15 protein-coding genes and 1 pseudogene are annotated in these 16,681 nt (G+C 69.5%); 15 read left to right on the plus strand and 1 reads right to left on the minus strand.

The window, feature by feature from the left end:
* The first annotated feature begins 1 nt into the window (after nucleotide 1).
* Genes rnc through BTZ20_RS09605 form a run of 3 tightly spaced genes read left to right on the plus strand, consistent with a single transcriptional unit; the run spans nucleotide 2 to nucleotide 2,169 of the window.
* Nucleotides 2–745, plus strand: a complete 744-nt coding sequence (rnc, locus tag BTZ20_RS09595) for a ribonuclease III (RefSeq protein WP_077041192.1) — start codon at nucleotides 2–4, stop codon at nucleotides 743–745.
* A gap of 4 nt (nucleotides 746–749) precedes the next feature.
* Nucleotides 750–1,610: a bifunctional DNA-formamidopyrimidine glycosylase/DNA-(apurinic or apyrimidinic site) lyase gene (gene mutM / locus BTZ20_RS09600; RefSeq protein WP_077041193.1), complete on the plus strand. Its 861-nt coding sequence runs from the start codon at nucleotides 750–752 to the stop codon at nucleotides 1,608–1,610.
* A 52-nt stretch (nucleotides 1,611–1,662) separates the two neighbouring features.
* On the plus strand, nucleotides 1,663–2,169 hold the full coding sequence (locus BTZ20_RS09605; RefSeq protein ID WP_077041194.1) for a hypothetical protein: 507 nt from the start codon (nucleotides 1,663–1,665) through the stop codon (nucleotides 2,167–2,169).
* Nucleotide 2,170: 1 nt separating this feature from the next.
* Here the strand turns inward: BTZ20_RS09605 and BTZ20_RS09610 are convergent, their stop codons facing one another.
* On the minus strand, nucleotides 2,171–3,619 hold the full coding sequence (locus tag BTZ20_RS09610; RefSeq protein WP_077041195.1) for a PLP-dependent aminotransferase family protein: 1,449 nt from the start codon (nucleotides 3,617–3,619) through the stop codon (nucleotides 2,171–2,173).
* 77 nt (nucleotides 3,620–3,696) lie between these two features.
* On the opposite strand from BTZ20_RS09610, the gene BTZ20_RS09615 reads away from it, so the two are divergent.
* The 12 genes and pseudogenes from BTZ20_RS09615 (at nucleotide 3,697) to BTZ20_RS09670 (ending at nucleotide 16,680) form a co-directional block, all read left to right on the plus strand.
* Complete coding sequence (locus BTZ20_RS09615; protein WP_077041196.1) at nucleotides 3,697–4,335, plus strand: pyridoxamine 5'-phosphate oxidase family protein; 639 nt, start codon at nucleotides 3,697–3,699, stop codon at nucleotides 4,333–4,335.
* 309 nt (nucleotides 4,336–4,644) lie between these two features.
* Complete coding sequence (gene kdpF / locus BTZ20_RS09620) at nucleotides 4,645–4,743, plus strand: K(+)-transporting ATPase subunit F (RefSeq protein ID WP_099459055.1); 99 nt, start codon at nucleotides 4,645–4,647, stop codon at nucleotides 4,741–4,743.
* Nucleotides 4,744–4,746: 3 nt separating this feature from the next.
* Complete coding sequence (gene kdpA / locus BTZ20_RS09625; RefSeq protein ID WP_077041198.1) at nucleotides 4,747–6,447, plus strand: potassium-transporting ATPase subunit KdpA; 1,701 nt, start codon at nucleotides 4,747–4,749, stop codon at nucleotides 6,445–6,447.
* Nucleotides 6,444–8,554, plus strand: a pseudogene (kdpB, locus tag BTZ20_RS29760) (potassium-transporting ATPase subunit KdpB). The gene kdpA and the pseudogene kdpB overlap by 4 nt, the downstream one beginning before the upstream one ends.
* 6 nt (nucleotides 8,555–8,560) lie before the next feature.
* Entirely contained in the window at nucleotides 8,561–9,193 is a 633-nt protein-coding gene (locus BTZ20_RS09635) for a potassium-transporting ATPase subunit C (RefSeq protein WP_077041199.1), read from the plus strand.
* Between the two features lie 26 nt (nucleotides 9,194–9,219).
* The gene (locus BTZ20_RS09640) at nucleotides 9,220–11,745 is read left to right on the plus strand and encodes a sensor histidine kinase (RefSeq protein WP_077041200.1); all 2,526 of its coding nucleotides are present in this window, start codon (nucleotides 9,220–9,222) and stop codon (nucleotides 11,743–11,745) included.
* On the plus strand, nucleotides 11,742–12,422 hold the full coding sequence (locus tag BTZ20_RS09645) for a response regulator (RefSeq protein ID WP_027499265.1): 681 nt from the start codon (nucleotides 11,742–11,744) through the stop codon (nucleotides 12,420–12,422). Before BTZ20_RS09640 ends, BTZ20_RS09645 begins: the two co-directional genes overlap by 4 nt.
* 94 nt (nucleotides 12,423–12,516) lie before the next feature.
* Complete coding sequence (locus tag BTZ20_RS09650; protein WP_077041201.1) at nucleotides 12,517–13,983, plus strand: alanine/glycine:cation symporter family protein; 1,467 nt, start codon at nucleotides 12,517–12,519, stop codon at nucleotides 13,981–13,983.
* A gap of 57 nt (nucleotides 13,984–14,040) precedes the next feature.
* Nucleotides 14,041–14,496 carry an OsmC family protein gene (locus tag BTZ20_RS09655; protein ID WP_077041202.1) on the plus strand — a complete coding sequence of 152 codons (456 nt, stop codon included), beginning with the start codon at nucleotides 14,041–14,043 and terminating at the stop codon, nucleotides 14,494–14,496.
* 13 nt (nucleotides 14,497–14,509) lie between these two features.
* The gene (locus BTZ20_RS09660) at nucleotides 14,510–15,727 is read left to right on the plus strand and encodes an SMP-30/gluconolactonase/LRE family protein (RefSeq protein WP_223263701.1); all 1,218 of its coding nucleotides are present in this window, start codon (nucleotides 14,510–14,512) and stop codon (nucleotides 15,725–15,727) included.
* A 10-nt stretch (nucleotides 15,728–15,737) separates the two neighbouring features.
* Nucleotides 15,738–16,022, plus strand: a complete 285-nt coding sequence (locus tag BTZ20_RS09665) for an acylphosphatase (RefSeq protein ID WP_077041203.1) — start codon at nucleotides 15,738–15,740, stop codon at nucleotides 16,020–16,022.
* A 148-nt stretch (nucleotides 16,023–16,170) separates the two neighbouring features.
* Nucleotides 16,171–16,680: a hypothetical protein gene (locus BTZ20_RS09670; protein WP_077043601.1), complete on the plus strand. Its 510-nt coding sequence runs from the start codon at nucleotides 16,171–16,173 to the stop codon at nucleotides 16,678–16,680.
* The last annotated feature ends 1 nt before the right edge of the window (nucleotide 16,681 follow it).

Consider the following 16,681-nt stretch of genomic DNA (forward strand, 5'->3'; position numbering starts at 1 on the left):
AGTGACAAGTAGTAGCAACGCAGCACCCGCCGGCGGCGAGGGGGATCATGATTCCCTCCTCGCCGCTCTTGGCGTTGTCCTGGACGAACCGCTGCTCACGCTGGCGCTGACCCACCGCTCGTACGCGTACGAGAACGGCGGGTTGCCGACCAACGAGCGGCTCGAGTTCCTTGGCGACTCGGTGCTCGGCCTGACCATCACCGAGAAGCTCTACGTCGCGCATCCGGAGAAGTCCGAGGGTGAGCTGGCCAAGATCAGGGCCAGCATCGTCAACATGCATGCACTCGCGGAGGTCGCACGCGATCTCGGTGAGGGTGGTCTCGGTGCCCATCTGCTGCTCGGCAAGGGCGAGGAGATGACCGGGGGCCGCGGCAAGGCGAGCATCCTGGCCGACGGCATGGAGTCGCTGCTCGGTGCCGTGCACCTGCAGCACGGCATCGACACCGCGCGGACCGTCGTGCTCTCGCTGTTCGGCGATCTGCTCGAGCGCGCGCCCAAGCTGGGCGCGGGTCTCGACTGGAAGACCAGCCTCCAGGAGCTGACCGCGGAGCGTGGCGCGGGCGTGCCGGTCTACGAGATCAGCGCGACCGGGCCCGATCACGACAAGGAGTTCACCGCGACCGTGCTGGTCGCGGGGAACGCGCTCGGGGTCGGTGTCGGGCGGTCGAAGAAGGAAGCCGAGCAGAAGGCGGCCAGCACCGCCTGGAAGTCCCTCTCGGAGGACGACTCCGACCAGGTCGGCTGACGCCGTGCCGGAGCTGCCTGAGGTCGAGGTGGTCCGGCGCGGGCTCGAGGCCCACGTCGTCGGGTCCCGGATCGACGCCGTCGAGGTGCTGCATCCCCGTGCCGTCCGCAGGCACGTCCTCGGCGGTCATGATCTCGCGGCGCAGCTGGCCGGTCTTGCTGTCACCGGCGCCAGCCGTCGCGGCAAGTACCTCTGGCTCGAGTTGGCGCCCGGTGACCTCGCCGTGGTCGTCCATCTCGGGATGAGCGGCCAGATGCTGGTGCAGCCGCCGAGCGCGGCCCGCGAGAAGCATCTGCGGATCCTGGCAGCGCTGGACAACGGCACCGAGCTCCGGTTCGTGGATCAACGCACCTTCGGTGGTTGGGCGCTCGCCCCCATGGTCGAGGTTGACGGCGCGGCGCTGCCCGAGCCGGTCGCCCACATCGCGCGGGACCCTCTGGACCCCGGGTTCGACGGCGAGGCGGTCGTCGCGGCGATCCGCGGCAAGCGCAGCGAGATCAAGCGGATCCTGCTCGATCAGACGGTGCTGTCCGGGGTCGGCAACATCTACGCCGACGAGGCGTTGTGGCGCACCGGGATCCATGGGAACAGGCCTGCGGACCGGCTGACCCGCCCACAGGTGCGCCTGCTGCTCGGCTCGGTCACCGACGTGATGAGTGAGGCGCTGGCGCAGGGCGGTACCTCGTTCGACGCGCTGTACGTCAACGTGAACGGGGAGTCCGGGTACTTCGACCGGTCGCTGTCCGCCTACGGCCGCGAGGACCGTCCGTGCCCGCGCTGTGGTGCGCCCATCCGGCGGGAGAAGTTCATGAACAGGTCCTCCTACAGCTGCCCGAAGTGCCAGCCACGGCCGCGAGGCTTGTAGACCCCGAGCCGCGACGCGCACACTGACGAGTGTCCTTCGGCGAGGAGGTCCCGTGGCCGACTACGACGACATGCTCATCGTGCGCCAGCTCGTCGACGATGTGCTGCTGGTGCTGCGCTGGTCGGCGCAACCGGACGCGGCCCTCGCTGACGACAGCGGTGCGGAGCGCGCCATGCTGCCCGACGAGGATCTCCGGCGCCAGTTCGCCTCCGCTGTCGAACAACTCGTGGCGAATCAGGGGGCGGAGGCGCTTCGCGCACTCGGCGGCGATAGCCGGGAGTTCCCCGCCGGCACCGTGATCGACGCGTTGGGGGCGGCGGGCTGGGACGGCGCCATGCGTGAGTTCAAGCTCGCGGTGCTCGAGCTGGCAGGCCGCAGCGAGGTGATGGGGGTCGTCCGCGGCGGCGGGACGATCGGGCGGCGGGTCTTTCGAGCCCTCCTGGCGGCCCTGAACGCGGCCCTCGCCAGTCTCAGCGCCATCCCCGGGGCGTCCGCGATCCAGGAACTCAAGGACTTCCTGGAGAAGGTCCTCGAGCAGGAGCCCGATGGGCAGCCGTGAGTCAGCGGGCGAGATGCCTGCCGACCACCTCCGCGATCGCCCTTGCGACGGTGTCGGCCTGGGTCTCGGGCAACTGCGCGTATCCGAGCGTCAGGCCCCGTGGGCCCGCGGCGTCGGTTCGGTACGAACCCAGACCGGGCACCGCGATGCCCCTGGCGCCGAGTTCGGTTGCGATGGCGTCGTCGTCGGCGTGGTCCGGCAGGCGCAGCACCACGTGCAGCCCGGCCTCGATGCCTGCCAGGTCGATCCCCGGCCGGTCCATCAGGGCGAGGTGGCTTCGGAGTGCCCCGACCAGGGCCGCCCGTCGCGCCGAGTAGGTGCGTGACGCCCGGGCGAGGTGCCGGGTCAGGGCGCCGGATTCGATGAAATGGGCCAGCGCGAGTCCGGTGACCCCGCAGCAGTTCTCGCCGGTGCCACGCAACGATTCGTGCACCCGCTGGAGGAGCGAGGGCGGGGGGAGCAGCCACGCCATGCGAATCGAGGGCGAGAGGATCTTCGACGCGGTGCCGAGGTAGGCGACGTGCTCGCGTCCGCCCTCGATGCTGCGCAGGGCGGGCAGGGCGGAGACGTCGTAGCGGAACTCGCCGTCGTAGTCGTCTTCGATGATCAGCGTCCCGGAGGTGGCCGCCCGCGCCACCAGCCCGGCGCGACGAGCGACCGGCATCCGGGCGCCGAGCGGATACTGATGTGCCGGAGTGCAATACACGGCGGCATCGGTCTCACGGAGCGCCGCCGGGTCGAGACCGTCGGCATCGACCGCGATTGGCCGCAGGCGGGCCCCGGACAGCTCGAGTGTCCGGCGGGCGTTGCGGTATCCCGGCTCCTCGAAGGCGACGTCCCTGCCGGCCAGGTCCGCGGCCGCGGCGAGAGTGCGCAGCGCGGCGTCCACACCGGGGACGAGCACCAGTTCGTCCGGGTGCGCGAGAATCCCGCGGGTGCGGCGCAGGTGCAGGGCCAGGGCGTGGCGCAGCTCCGGATGGCCGGTCGAGCCGGGGGACCGCGGGCGGATCGGTGCCGCCGCGGCCGCACGCCAGGCGCGCCGCCAGTCGTCGGGGGAGATGAGGCTGGTGTCCGGGCAGCCGGGGGTGAGGTCCCAGGTCGGGGCGGTCGGTGTCGTTTCGGTGTCCGGGACCGGCGTCGGGCCGTCCGACACGTGGGAGCCGGCTCCCACGGCGGCGGCGGCATCGGCCCCAGGCGCGATCAGGGTCCCGGATCCCGGCCGTGCGCAGGCATATCCGGCCGCACAGAGTTCGTCGTAGGCCTCGACCACGCCTGCCCTGGACACGCCCAGTTCGGCGGCGAGCGCCCTTGTCGGCGGCAGTGCGTCGCCGGGGTGGAGCCGGCCGAGCCTAATCGCGTCGATGATCGCCTCCGAGATGCGGTGCCGGAGAGCGGCGCCGGTGGGCGGCAGCGTCAGCGTCAGTTGGACGTCGCGGGGGTGGCGGGCCATGGTCGAAGAATACTGGACTATTCAGATTGGAGATTCTGGACCTGTCGACTGCACCAGAATGCGATGAGGCTGGTGGCGTGGACACAATCAACAGGCACCCCGAACGCTCGATGCACGACCGAACCCAGCTCGACGCTGTGCTCGACGCCGCGGCGGTGGGCACCCTCGCCACCGTTGTCGATGGCATGCCCTGGGCGGTTCCGATGCTCTATGCCAGGGACGGCGACCGGATCATCCTGCACGGGTCAACCGGCGCCGGGGCGCTGCGCCGGGTTGCCGCGGGCGCACCGGCCGCGCTCTGCGTAGCCCTGCTCGACGGGATCGTGGTGGCGGACAACCTCTTCAACTCCTCGGCCAACTACCGATCCGCCGTGGTGCGCGGGCACCTGACCGCGCTCACGCGGGAGGAGTCCGCCGACGCGCTGAACGCACTCTCGGACGCCCTGATACCGGGGCGGAGTGACGAGGTGCGTGGCCACACCAAGAAGGAGCTCGCGGCCACGCTGACGATCGCATTGCCGATCAGCGCGGGCGGATGGACCGTCAAGGTGCGCAACGCCCCGCCGAGTGAACCCAACGTCGACGGTGGTGCTTGGGCGGGCGTCGTGCCGCTGCGGACCGTCGCGGGCACCCCGATTCCTGCGCCATGGGTGGACGGGGACACCCCGGTGCCCGCGTCGGTTGGACGGCTCGCCGGGGAGGGCGCCGTTGTTTGACCGCCGCGGAACTGTGCGCGCGTTGTACCCCCGGTGGGGTGCAACGCGCGCACGGGCGCGAAGCGCGTAAAGAAGGCGTCAACAGCCCAGGTGGCGGCGTTAGCGAGCCGTAAGGAAGTCCCCTTTCGTCCCCGTCCGGGAGCACGCTGCACTGTGCCCCGAAACAGGGACGGCGCACGCCGATGGACGGCGCGCGTGAGACTTTCGAAAAGGAACTGTCATGGCTGATCTGGCCTACGTGGCGCTCATCATCGGCACCTTCGGCCTCTGCGCGCTGGTGCTGCGCGGGTTGCAGACAAAGCGTGCGCAGTGACCGCCGGCGGGACGCTCAGCGTCATCCTGATCGCCATCGCGGCGGCCCTCGTGATCTACCTGCTGATCGCGCTTCTTGACCCCGAGAGGTTCTGACACATGAATCCCGCGCTTGCTGCGGGACTGCAGATAGCACTGGTGATCGCCGTGCTAGCGATTCTGTATGTCCCCGTCGGTGACTACATGGCCAAGGTCTACACCACCGACACCGATCTCCGCTCAGGGGATCTGCGCATCGAGACGGTCCTGTACCGGCTCTGCCGCATCAACGCCCGCACCGACCAGACCTGGTACGGCTACGCCGGGAGCCTGCTCGGCTTCTCGGCCGCGAGCGTGCTGTTCCTCTACTTCCTGCAGCGCGTGCAGGGCGTGCTGCCGCTCAGCGGTGACCTGTCCGGGGTGAGCCCCGCGATGGCGTTCAACACCGCCGCATCGTTCGTGGCGAACACCAACTGGCAGTCGTACGCGCCCGAGACCACGATGACCAACCTGACCCAGCCGGTGGGCCTTGCGGTGCAGAACTTCGTGTCCGCGGCCGTCGGTATGGCAGTCGCCGCCGCGCTGATCCGCGGCTTCGTTCGCGTCTCCCGCGGCGGCGAGATCGGCAACTTCTGGGTGGACCTGACCCGTGGCTGCATTCGGATCCTGCTGCCCATCTCGTTCGTCATCGCACTGATCCTGCTGAGCCAGGGCGTGATCCAGTCATTCGACTCCGGCTTCACCTCGACCGGCCTCGACGGGAACTCCGTGACCAACGCGCTGGCACCTGTGGCCTCGCAGGAGGCCATCAAGGAACTCGGCACCAACGGCGGCGGCATCCTCGCGGCGAACTCGGCGCACCCGTTCGAGAACCCGACCCCGCTGAGCAATATCGTCGAGATCATCGCGATCCTGCTCATCCCGGTGTCGCTCACCCGCACCTTCGGCACCATGGTCGGGGACCGCAAGCAGGGCCTGACCCTGCTGGCCGTCATGGGCCTCCTCTGGGCCGGCCTGCTCGCCGTGACCCTCGCCTCCGAGTCCGGCCAGCGTGGCGTCGCCGCCACCGCGGCAGGCGGGATGATGGAGGGCAAGGAGGTCCGGTTCGGAATTCCGGGTAGCGCGCTGTTCGCGGTGAGCACCACCGGAACCTCCACCGGCGCGGTCAATTCAGCGCACGACAGCATGTCGCCGCTCGGCGGCGGCGCGGTGATGCTCAACATGCTCCTCGGCGAGATCGCACCCGGCGGCGTCGGCACCGGCCTGTACGGCATCCTCGTGTTGGCGCTTATCGCGGTGTTCGTCGGTGGGCTGCTCGTCGGCAGGACCCCCGAGTACCTCGGCAAGAAGCTGGCGCAGCGCGAGATCACCCTTGCGGCGCTCTCGGTGCTCGTGATGCCCGCGCTGGTGCTCATCGGCACCGGCATCACCGTAATCCTGTCGTCCACCACCGGATACCAGGGCAACAGCGGTGATCCGGGCACGCCCGGATCCATCCACGGATTCTCCGAGGTGCTCTACGCGTTCGCCTCGGCCTCGAACAACAACGGCAGCGCCTTCGGCGGCCTGACCGTGACAAGCGACTGGTTCCAGTCCTCGCTCGGCGTCTGCATGCTGCTCGGACGTTTCCTGCCGATCATCTTCGTGCTGGCGCTCGCCGGATCGCTTGCGTCGCAGAAGAAGACGGCGCCGGGCGCGGGCACCCTGCCTACCGCGGGCCCGATGTTCGCCGGCCTTCTCACCGGCACCGTCGTCCTGGTCGCGGCGCTGACATTCTTCCCGGCCCTGGCTCTGGGCCCGATCGCGGAGGCTCTGCAATGAGTGTGAACGTAACCGAACGTCCTGACGTCACCCCACGATCCGGGGAGGGCGTGGGGGACGAGCAGCACCACCAGCATCGGGTGCAGGGCGGGATCTTCAGCCCCAAGCAGCTGCTCACGGCCCTGCCAGGCGCGGTCCGCAAGCTCGACCCGCGTCACCTCGCGCGCAACCCGGTCATGTTCGTGGTGCTCGTCGGCTCGGTCGTCACCACCGTGATGGCGATCGCCGACCCGTCGGTGTTCTCCTGGGTGGTCGCGGCCTGGCTGTGGTTCACGGTGCTCTTCGCGAACCTGGCCGAGTCCGTCGCCGAGGGCCGCGGCAAGGCCCAGGCGGCGAGCCTGCGGAAGGTCAAGCAGGACACCACCGCTCACCGCATCACGGACAGTGGCGCGATCGAGTCGATCCCGGGTGCGGAGCTGGTGGTCGGCGATCGCGTGGTCGTGGTCGCGGGTGAGGTCATCCCAGGCGACGGCGACGTCGTCGAGGGCATCGCCACCGTGGACGAGTCGGCCATCACCGGCGAATCCGCGCCCGTGGTCCGTGAGTCCGGCGGCGACCGCTGCGCGGTGACCGGCGGCACCATCGTGCTGTCCGACCGGATCGTCGTCGAGATCACCGCGGCGCCGGGGCACTCGTTCGTGGACCGGATGATCGCCCTGGTCGAGGGCGCAGCGCGGCAGAAGACGCCCAACGAGATCGCCCTGAACATCCTGCTGGCCTCGCTGACCATCATCTTCATGCTTGCCGTGGTCGCCATCGGGCCGATGGGCACGTACGCGGGCCAGGAGCAGGACCCGATCAAGCTGATCGCGCTACTGGTCTGTCTCATCCCGACGACCATCGGCGCGCTGCTCTCGGCCATCGGCATCGCGGGCATGGATCGACTGGTGCAACGCAACGTGCTGGCCATGTCGGGCCGCGCGGTCGAGGCGGCGGGCGACATCGACACGCTGCTGATGGACAAGACCGGCACCATCACCTACGGCAACCGCAGGGCCACCGCCCTGCATCCCGCTCCCGGGGTCACCGCGGGGGAGCTCGCGGAAGCGGCGCGGCTGTCCAGCCTGGCGGACGGCACGCCCGAGGGACGAAGCATCGTGGAGTTGTGCGCCAAGGACTTCGGGCTCGACTCGGATCCGTCCGAGGCGGAGAAGCTCGGCGAGTTCGTGCCGTTCACGGCTCAGACCCGGATGAGTGGACTCGATCTCAACGGATCGCAGATCCGCAAGGGCGCCAGCGACGCAACGCTGTCCTGGGTGCGGGCCGAGGGGGCGGTGTGGCGCCTGCGGTGACCGATACCGTCAACGAGATCGCCCAGGTCGGCGGCACGCCGCTCGTGGTGGCCGTGGTCGAGGCGGGGAGCCCGAGGGTGCTCGGCGTCATCCAGCTGTCCGACGTGGTCAAGCCGGGCATCGCCGAGCGGTTCGCCGAGCTGCGGGCCATGGGCATCCGCACCGTCATGATCACCGGCGACAACCCGTTGACCGCCAAGGCGATCGCCGCCGAGGCAGGGGTGGACGACTTCATGGCCGAGGCGACCCCGGAGGACAAGCTCGAGCTGATCCGCAAGGAGCAGCGGGGTGGCCGTCTGGTCGCGATGACCGGTGACGGTACCAACGATGCGCCTGCGCTGGCACAGGCCGACGTGGGCGTGGCGATGAACACCGGTACCTCCGCGGCCAAGGAGGCGGGGAACATGGTGGACCTGGACTCGGATCCCACCAAGCTCATCGAGGTGGTGGAGATCGGCAAGCAGCTGCTCATCACCCGCGGTGCGCTGACCACGTTCTCGCTGGCCAACGACCTGGCGAAGTACTTCGCCATCCTGCCCGCGCTGTTCAGCGGGATCTACCCGCAGCTGGACACGCTGAACATCATGCGACTGGCGACGCCGCAGTCGGCGATCGTGTCGGCGGTGATCTTCAACGCGCTGGTCATCGTGGCGCTGATCCCGTTGGCGCTCAAGGGCGTGCGTTACCGGCCGTCCTCGGCCTCGCAGTTGCTGGGGCGAAACCTGTTGATCTATGGCCTCGGCGGTGTGATCACGCCGTTTATCGGCATCTGGCTGATCGACCTCGTCGTCCGACTTATTCCTGGAATTGGGTGAGCTTGAATGCGATTCACAATCGGTTTCGTGAAGCAGGTGTGGGCAGGCCTGCTGGTCCTGCTCGCGCTCACCGTGATCCTCGGCGTGATCTACCCCGCCGCGGTGTGGGGAGTGGGCCGGATCAGCTCCGGGTCCGCGGAGGGCTCACCGGTGCGCGACAGCAACGGGTGCGTGGTCGGCAGCCGCTGGGTCGGGGTTGACCCGCAGGTGGCGGCAGGCGCGCCGGATCCGTTCTTCCACAACCGGGTCACCGGTTCTGTCGCCGATGAGGACCCGTTCGCACCGGGCGACCCCGCGACCGCCCTGCCGACCAACCAGGGCCCCAGCAGCGAGGTCCTGGCATCGTTCATCGCCGAGCGCCGCACGGCGATCGCGGAGCGGGAGGGCGTGCACCCGGACCAGGTTCCCGTCGACGCGGTGACCGGATCCGGGTCCGGCATCGACCCGCACATCAGCCCCGCCTACGCCGCGATCCAGGTGCCGCGGGTCGCCGAGGCGAACGGGCTCGGCGACGAGCGTGTGCGTCAGCTGGTCGACGAACACACCGAGGGCCGCCAGCTCGGCGTGCTCGGCGCCGAACGGGTGAACGTGCTCGAGCTGAACCTCGCGCTGGGCCTGACCGCGCCTTCCTGCGGCTGACGTGCGCACTGGTGGATGATGACGGAGTGAGCGGAACGGGTTCCTGCGACGGGTGCAAGCGCGGTGAGCTGCGCATCTATCTGGGCGCGGCCCCCGGGGTGGGCAAGACGTTCGCGATGCTCGGTGAGGCCCATCGCCGTCGCGAACGGGGCACCGATGTGGTCGCGGCCGTGGTGGAGACCCACGGCCGCGCCCGCACCGCCGCGCAGATCGGCGACCTCGAGGTGGTGCCGCCGAAGCTGATCGACTACCGCGGCACCACGATGGGTGAACTGGACGTGGACGCCGTGCTCAGGCGTAGGCCGGCGCTGGTGCTGGTCGACGAGCTCGCCCACACCAACACCCCGGGCAGCCGCAACGAGAAGCGGTGGCAGGACGTCGAGGAGGTGCTCGCTGCGGGCATCGACGTGCTCACCACCCTCAACGTGCAGCACCTCGAGAGCCTCAACGATGTCGTCCAGCAGATCACTGGGGTGACCCAACGGGAAACCGTGCCCGACGCGGTCGTGCGCGCGGCAACCCAGGTCGAGCTCGTCGACATCACCCCGGAGGCCCTGCGCCGCAGGCTCTCCCACGGAAACATCTACGCCGCTGAGAAGGTGGACGCGGCACTGAGCAACTACTTCCGTCGCGGAAACCTCACCGCGTTGCGGGAACTCGCGCTGCTGTGGGTCGCCGATCAGGTGGATGCGGCGCTCGCGAAGTACCGGGCAGAGAACGAGATCACCGACACCTGGGAGGCCAGGGAGCGGGTGGTGGTGGCCGTCACAGGCGGACCGGAGTCGGAGACCCTGGTGCGCCGGGCCGGCCGGATCGCCTCGAAGTCCAGTGCAGAGCTCATCGTCGTGCACGTGGTGCGCGGCGATGGGCTCGCCGGGGTGTCCGCGCCGGAGATGGGCAAGGTGCGCAAACTGGCGAACAGCATCGGCGCGAGCCTGCACAGCGTGGTCGGCGACGATGTGCCGTCGACCCTGCTCGACTTTGCGCGAGCGGCCAACGCCACCCAGCTGGTGCTGGGGACCTCGAGGCGATCGCGCTGGGCCCGCATCCTCGACGAGGGCATCGGTGCGGCCGTGGTCCAGCAGTCCGGCTCGATCGACGTGCACATGGTCACGCACGGTGAGTCGAGCACCCCACGCAGGCTGACCCCGGTGGGCACGCGTTCGCGAAAGATCCTGGCCTGGGTCGCCGCGGTCCTGGTGCCGTCGGCGGCCGCGCTGGTCATGGGCGCGGTCAACCGGTCCTTCGGCTGGGGCGGGGAGAGCGCGCTGTTCTTCATCGTGGTGCTGCTCGTCGCCCTGCTCGGCGGCGTGGCGCCCGCCGCTCTGTCCGCGCTGATCTCGGGTCTGCTGCTGAACTACTTCTTCACCCCGCCGCTGCGCAGCTTCACGATCGCCGAGCCGGACAACTTCATCACCACGGTGGTGCTGTTGGTGATCGCCGTCGCGGTGGCCGTGCTGGTGGACGCCGCGGCGAAGCGGGCCAGAGAGGCGCGCCGGGCGTCCAAGGAGGCGGAACTGCTGGCCCTGTTCGCCGGGTCGGTGCTGCGCGGCGCCGACCTGCCTGCGCTGCTGGAGAAGGTGCGGGAGACTTATGCCCAACAGTCGGTGAGCATGATTCGTCGCGGGCACGGGGTGGTGAGCTCGGTGGGACCGGACCCGCTCGCGACGGTCGACGAGGCCGACACCGTGTGCGAGGTCAGCGACGGCGAGTACGCGTTGGCGCTGCGCGGTGACGAACTGCACGCGCGCGACCGGCGGGTGCTACTGGCCGTCGCGAATCAGGCGGTGGGGTTGATCCGGCAGAGCGAGCTCGCCGAGGAGGCCAGCCAGGCGAAGGCCCTAGCGGAGGCGGACCGGCTGCGGCGCTCGCTGCTGTCCGCGGTGAGCCACGACCTGCGGACGCCTCTCGCCGCGGTCAAGGCCGCGGTCTCGAGCCTGCGCAGCGACGATGTGGAGTTCTCGCCGGAGGACACCGCGGAACTGCTTGCCACGGTGGAAGAGTCGGCCGACCAGCTGACCAATCTGGTGGGCAATCTGCTCGACTCGTCGAGGCTGGCGGCGGGTGTGGTGCGCCCGACCCTTCGCCCGGTCTACCTCGAAGAGGTGGTCCATCGCGCGCTGGTCGGCGTCGGGGTCGGCGCGCCGGGAATCGGCAGGGCGGGCCCGGACCGGGTGAAGGTCGAGGTCGGCGGCAACGCGGTGATGGCGGACAGCGGACTGCTCGAGCGGGTACTGGCGAATCTGGTGGACAACGCGCTCCGGTATGCACCGGACTCGATGGTGCGGATCGCGGCGGCGCCGGTGAAGGACCGGGTGCTGATCACGGTCGCGGACACCGGGCCCGGGATCGCCCGAGGCGCCGAGGAGCAGATCTTCGACTCGTTCCAACGCCTCGGCGACCGCGACATGTCCACAGGGGTGGGCCTTGGGCTGTCGGTGGTGCGCGGGTTCGTCGAGGCGATGGGGGGAAGCGTCAGTGCCACGGACACGCCGGGCGGTGGGCTGACAATGGTGGTGGACTTGGCCGGGATCGGGAAGGTGACTGCGTGACACGGGTGCTGGTGATCGACGACGAACCGCAGATCCTGCGCGCGCTGCGGATCAATCTGAGCGTGCGGGGCTACGAGGTGACCACGGCGGCGACCGGGGCGGCGGCGCTGCGGGCTGCCGCCGAGAAGCACCCCGAGGTGATCGTGCTCGATCTGGGGCTGCCGGACATGGACGGCATAGAGGTGCTGGCGGGGCTCCGCGGCTGGTCCACCGCCCCCGTGATCGTGCTGTCCGCGCGCACCGACTCGGCCGACAAGGTGGAGGCCCTCGATGCGGGCGCCGACGACTACGTCACCAAGCCTTTCGGCATGGACGAGTTCCTGGCACGCCTGCGGGCCGCGGTTCGGCGGCACTCCGCCGCCACCGATGTGGGCGAGCCGGTGGTGGTGACCGAGTCGTTCACCGTCGACCTGGCCGCGAAGCGGGTGATCAAGGACGAACGCGAGGTGCATCTGACGCCCACCGAGTGGGGGATGCTGGAGATGCTGGTGCGCAACAAGGGCAAGCTGGTCGGGCAGAAGGAGTTGCTGCGCGAGGTGTGGGGCCCGTCGTACGCCACCGAAACCCACTACCTGCGTGTGTATCTCGCGCAGCTACGCCGCAAGCTGGAACGGGATCCCTCGCAGCCCAAGCATCTGATCACCGAATCCGGGATGGGGTATCGCTTCCAGGTGTAACCGAGTGGCACCTCGCGTGTTGGCCGTGATCCTGGCCGTGCACAGGAGATGATCGTCGCTGTCACGATCGACCCCGACGGCAGAGGATCCCACCATGGACACGGCGATCGATCTCGTCAACGCAGTCAACGACAAGTTCTGGTACCTGATCATCGTGCTGCTGGTCGGTCTCGGCCTGTACTTCTCGATTCGGTCCCGGTTCGTCCAGGTTCGCCTGCTGCGGGAGATGTTCCGGGTCATCACCGACAAGCCGGCCGACCTCGCGGACGGCCGCCCTGGCATCTCCTCGTTCCGGGCGTTCGCCATCTCGGCGGCCTCGCGGGTGGGTACCGGCAACATCGCGGGCGTCGCGATCGCGATCAGTGTCGGTGGGCCGGGCGCGGTCTTCTGGATGTGGGCGATGGCGATCGTCGGCGGCGCGACCGCCTTCGTCGAGTCCACCCTCGGGCAGCTCTACAAGATCCGCGATCGGGACAGCTTCCGCGGTGGGCCGGCGTACTACATGCAGTACGGCCTCGGGAAGCGGTGGATGGGTGCCCTCTTCGCGGTGGTGATCACCATCACGTACGGGTTCGTATTCGTAGCCGTGCAGTCCAATTCGATCGCGGATGCGGTCGACACCTCGGTGGGTGGATCCTCGGACACGGTGAACGTGATCGTCGGCGTGGTGGTCGCGGCGCTCACCGGCGCCGTGATCTTCGGTGGCGTGCGGCGTATCTCGTCCGTTTCGCAGGTCGTGGTGCCCGTCGTGGCGGGCATCTATCTGCTGCTCGGCCTCATCGTGGTGCTGATGAATCTCGGTCGGGTGCCCGAGATGTTGACGCTGATCGTGGAGAACGCATTCGGGATCCAGGAGATCGTCGGCGGCGGCATCGGCGCGGCCATCATGCAGGGCGTCCGGCGGGGACTGTTCTCCAATGAGGCGGGAATGGGATCGGCCCCGAACGCCGGTGCCACGGCGTCGATCTCCCATCCCGCCAAGCAGGGCCTGGTGCAGAGCCTCGGCGTGTACTTCGACACCCTGCTGGTGTGCACCACCACCGCCTTCATCATCCTGCTGGCCAACCCCGACTACGGCACCGAGAGTGGCGCCTCGCTCACCCAGGTCGCCCTGGCGGAACATCTGGGGGACTGGACGATCCACTTCCTGACCGTGGCGCTCTTCTTCCTCGCGTTCACCTCGGTGATCGGCAACTACTACTACGGCGAGTCCAACATCGGGTTCCTGACGCCGTCGAAGGGCGCGCTGCAGGGCTTCCGGGTGCTGGTGGTGCTGTGCGCCTTCGGCGGCGCGGTCGGCTCGCTCCCGCTGATCTGGAGCCTGGCGGACCTGTCGATGGGGGTGATGGCGACGATCAACCTGATCGCGATCGCGCCGCTGTCTGTGCTGGCCTTCCGGCTCATGCGGCACTACACCGATCAGCGCAGGAGGGGCCTGGACCCGGTGTTCAACCGGTCGGAGATGCCGGACATCAGGGGGATCCAGGTCTGGGACGACACGCCCTCGTCGGCGGAACGGGCGATCACCGAGCGCCCGCCGACCGCGGCCATGGAGGGTTGAGGCCGCACGTCGCCACTCGCCTGCGGAGCCGACCACGGCGGATGGCAGGATTCGGGTATGGCTGATCAGACTTCCGCTAGCACCCCCGCCCAGCCGGCTGCGTCCACCGAGTTGTGGGTCGAGCGCACCGGGACGCGCCGCTACACGGGCCGCAGCTCGCGCGGCGCGGAGGTGCTGATCGGGTCGGAGAGCGTCGACGGCGTGTTCACTCCCGGCGAGCTGCTCAAGATCGCGCTGGCCGCGTGCACCGGCATGAGCTCGGACCTGCCGCTCTCGCGCAGGCTCGGGGACAACTACGACGCGACCGTCCGGGTGTCGGGCGCGGCCGACCGTGAGAACGAGGTGTACCCGCGGTTGGACGAGGTCCTTGAGGTCGATCTCAGCGAACTGGACGCCGAGGCGCAGGAGCGTTTGCTCACCGTTGTGCTCAAATCCGTGGACAAGGTGTGCACGGTCGGACGTACCCTGAAAAATGGCACCGTGGTGAACCTGACGGTTGAAACTGATTCGTGATCAAATAGGCGCCATGTTGCTCTCTCGTGTTGCGATGGTCGGTGCCCTGGTGGCAACCGGCGCGATCGTGGGTGCCCCGATCGCCGTCGCCCAGCCCGCTCCCGTTCAGCCTGCTCCGACTCCCGCGGAGCCCGTGGCCACGACGACGCCCACTGTCGCGCCGCCCTTCTCGCTGCCCGGCCTGACCTCGCCGTTGCCGGGAGTCGCCGCGCCGACCACGACGGCCGCGCCCGTCGCGCCGACCACGTCCGCCGCACCTGCTGCCGCGACGCCCGCCGCCACCGCGGCACCGACCACGGCGCCCGCGACATCTACACCCGCGAGCTCGGCACCCGCGCCCGCCGCCGCGACCACGACGCCGTCCATCACCACGACCACCGCGGCCGCGCAGTCGTGTACGCCGTGGAAGGCGAGCGAGGTGGCCAGCGGATTCGGGATGCTGGAGAACCTGGCGTTCGACGGCCGCGGAATGATGCTGCTGTCCGAGGGCACACTGTTCGGCGACGGAGCCATCCGAACGCTGTCCCCCGGGGGCAAGACCGGCACGCTGGTCTCGGACTTCACCGGGCCGGGCGGCATTGTCGTGAACGGTGACAGCATCCTGTTCACCACCGGGAACAATGCGATGGCGGGCCTGTCGAACAGCAAGAACGGCACCGTCGAGTCCCTCGACCTGGACACCGGCGAGCAGACCACGGTGGCCAAGGGGCTGACGATGCCGAACGGGCTGGTCAAGCTGGCGAACGGTGACCTGCTGGTGACCAGGAACCTCGGGTCCGATCAGGGCCTGACCCGAATTCCGGCCGCGCAGCCGGGCAGCCCGGCGTCGGTGCGCACCGACCTGGGCTCCGCCAACGGCCTCGCCGTGTCTGCGGACGGCGCAACTGTCTACGTCGGCAACACCTTTGACTCGAACACCGAGATCCGGGAGCTGAACGCGACCGATCTCAAGGGTGCGGTCCACACCATGAAGGTCGCGGGATCCGGTGCGTCGAACGCGGGCGACGACCTCACCGTCGGGGACGACGGCAACATCTACATGGCGCTCAACGGCGCGGGCAAGGTGGTTCGGGTAGACCCCACCACCGGCTCCACCTGCGAGATCGGCTCCGATCTGCCGCTGACGAGTTCCGTCCGGTTCGGATCCGGCCCCGGCTGGGATCCGGCGGCGTTGTACACCACCAGCTTTGACGGCAGCGTGCACAAGCTCGTGCCGCCGAAGAGCAGCTGAGCGAGCTCCGATGCGCCCACCGGAACCGGTGCGCCTGACCGCCTGGGTACACGGGTCGGTTCAGGGCGTGGGGTTTCGGTGGTGGACGCGGTCGAGGGCGCTCGAACTCGGCCTCGTGGGGCATGCCACCAATCGCCCGGACGGGCGGGTGCTGGTGATCGCCGAGGGGCCCCGGCCGCAGTGCGAGCTGCTGCTGGAGCTGCTCCGGTCCGGTTCGACGCCCGGCCGGGTCGATCTCGTGGTGGAGAGCTGGTCGGACGCCGCGGGGAATCTCGCCGGTTTCGACGAACGCTAACCTCGGTGCGATGACGTCACAGGATGGGGAGGGACGAGTGGGACCGGATCAGGGCGGACCGGACGACCGGAACGGGGCAGGCGAGACCGGCGGCGCCGACGGGTCCGGCAGCGGCGACGAGGCCGCGCAGGCTCCCGGCGGCGGCAGGATACGGCGTCAGGAACCCGGCGCCACGGTGCCCCGTCCGCCGACCGTCGGCGAGGCGCGCGCCAGGGACAAGGCCCGCAAGGACCGCGCCGAGCAGGAGCGGCTGGCTGCCGAGGCCGAGGCCAAGGCCGAGGAACGCCGTCGCAAACGGAAAAAGGGCCTGATCGGCGGCGTCGCGGTGGTCGGCGTGGTCGGACTGGTCGCGCTCGGATACACCGCGCTGTCCTCGGACGACGTCCAGGCCACCTGCATCGACCCGAACACCGAGGTCGAGGTCGACGAGTCGTATTGCACGACCGGGACTCCCGGCACCGGCGGCATGGCGGGCATGTTCATCTTCGCGGGCTCGCCGTACCGCTACTACTACGGCGGGAGCGCGGGCGGCGTCGGCACGAAGGTGACCGGCGGCACCGTCGTGACGCCCAAGGGAGCCACCATCACCACCAAGTCCGGTACCACGATTCAACGCGGCGGGTTCGGCAGCAAGTCGACCGGCAGCGGCGGGAGCTGAC

This window comes from Rhodococcus sp. MTM3W5.2, assembly GCF_001984015.1.
Classification (GTDB): Bacteria; Actinomycetota; Actinomycetes; order Mycobacteriales; family Mycobacteriaceae; genus Rhodococcus_G; species Rhodococcus_G oryzae.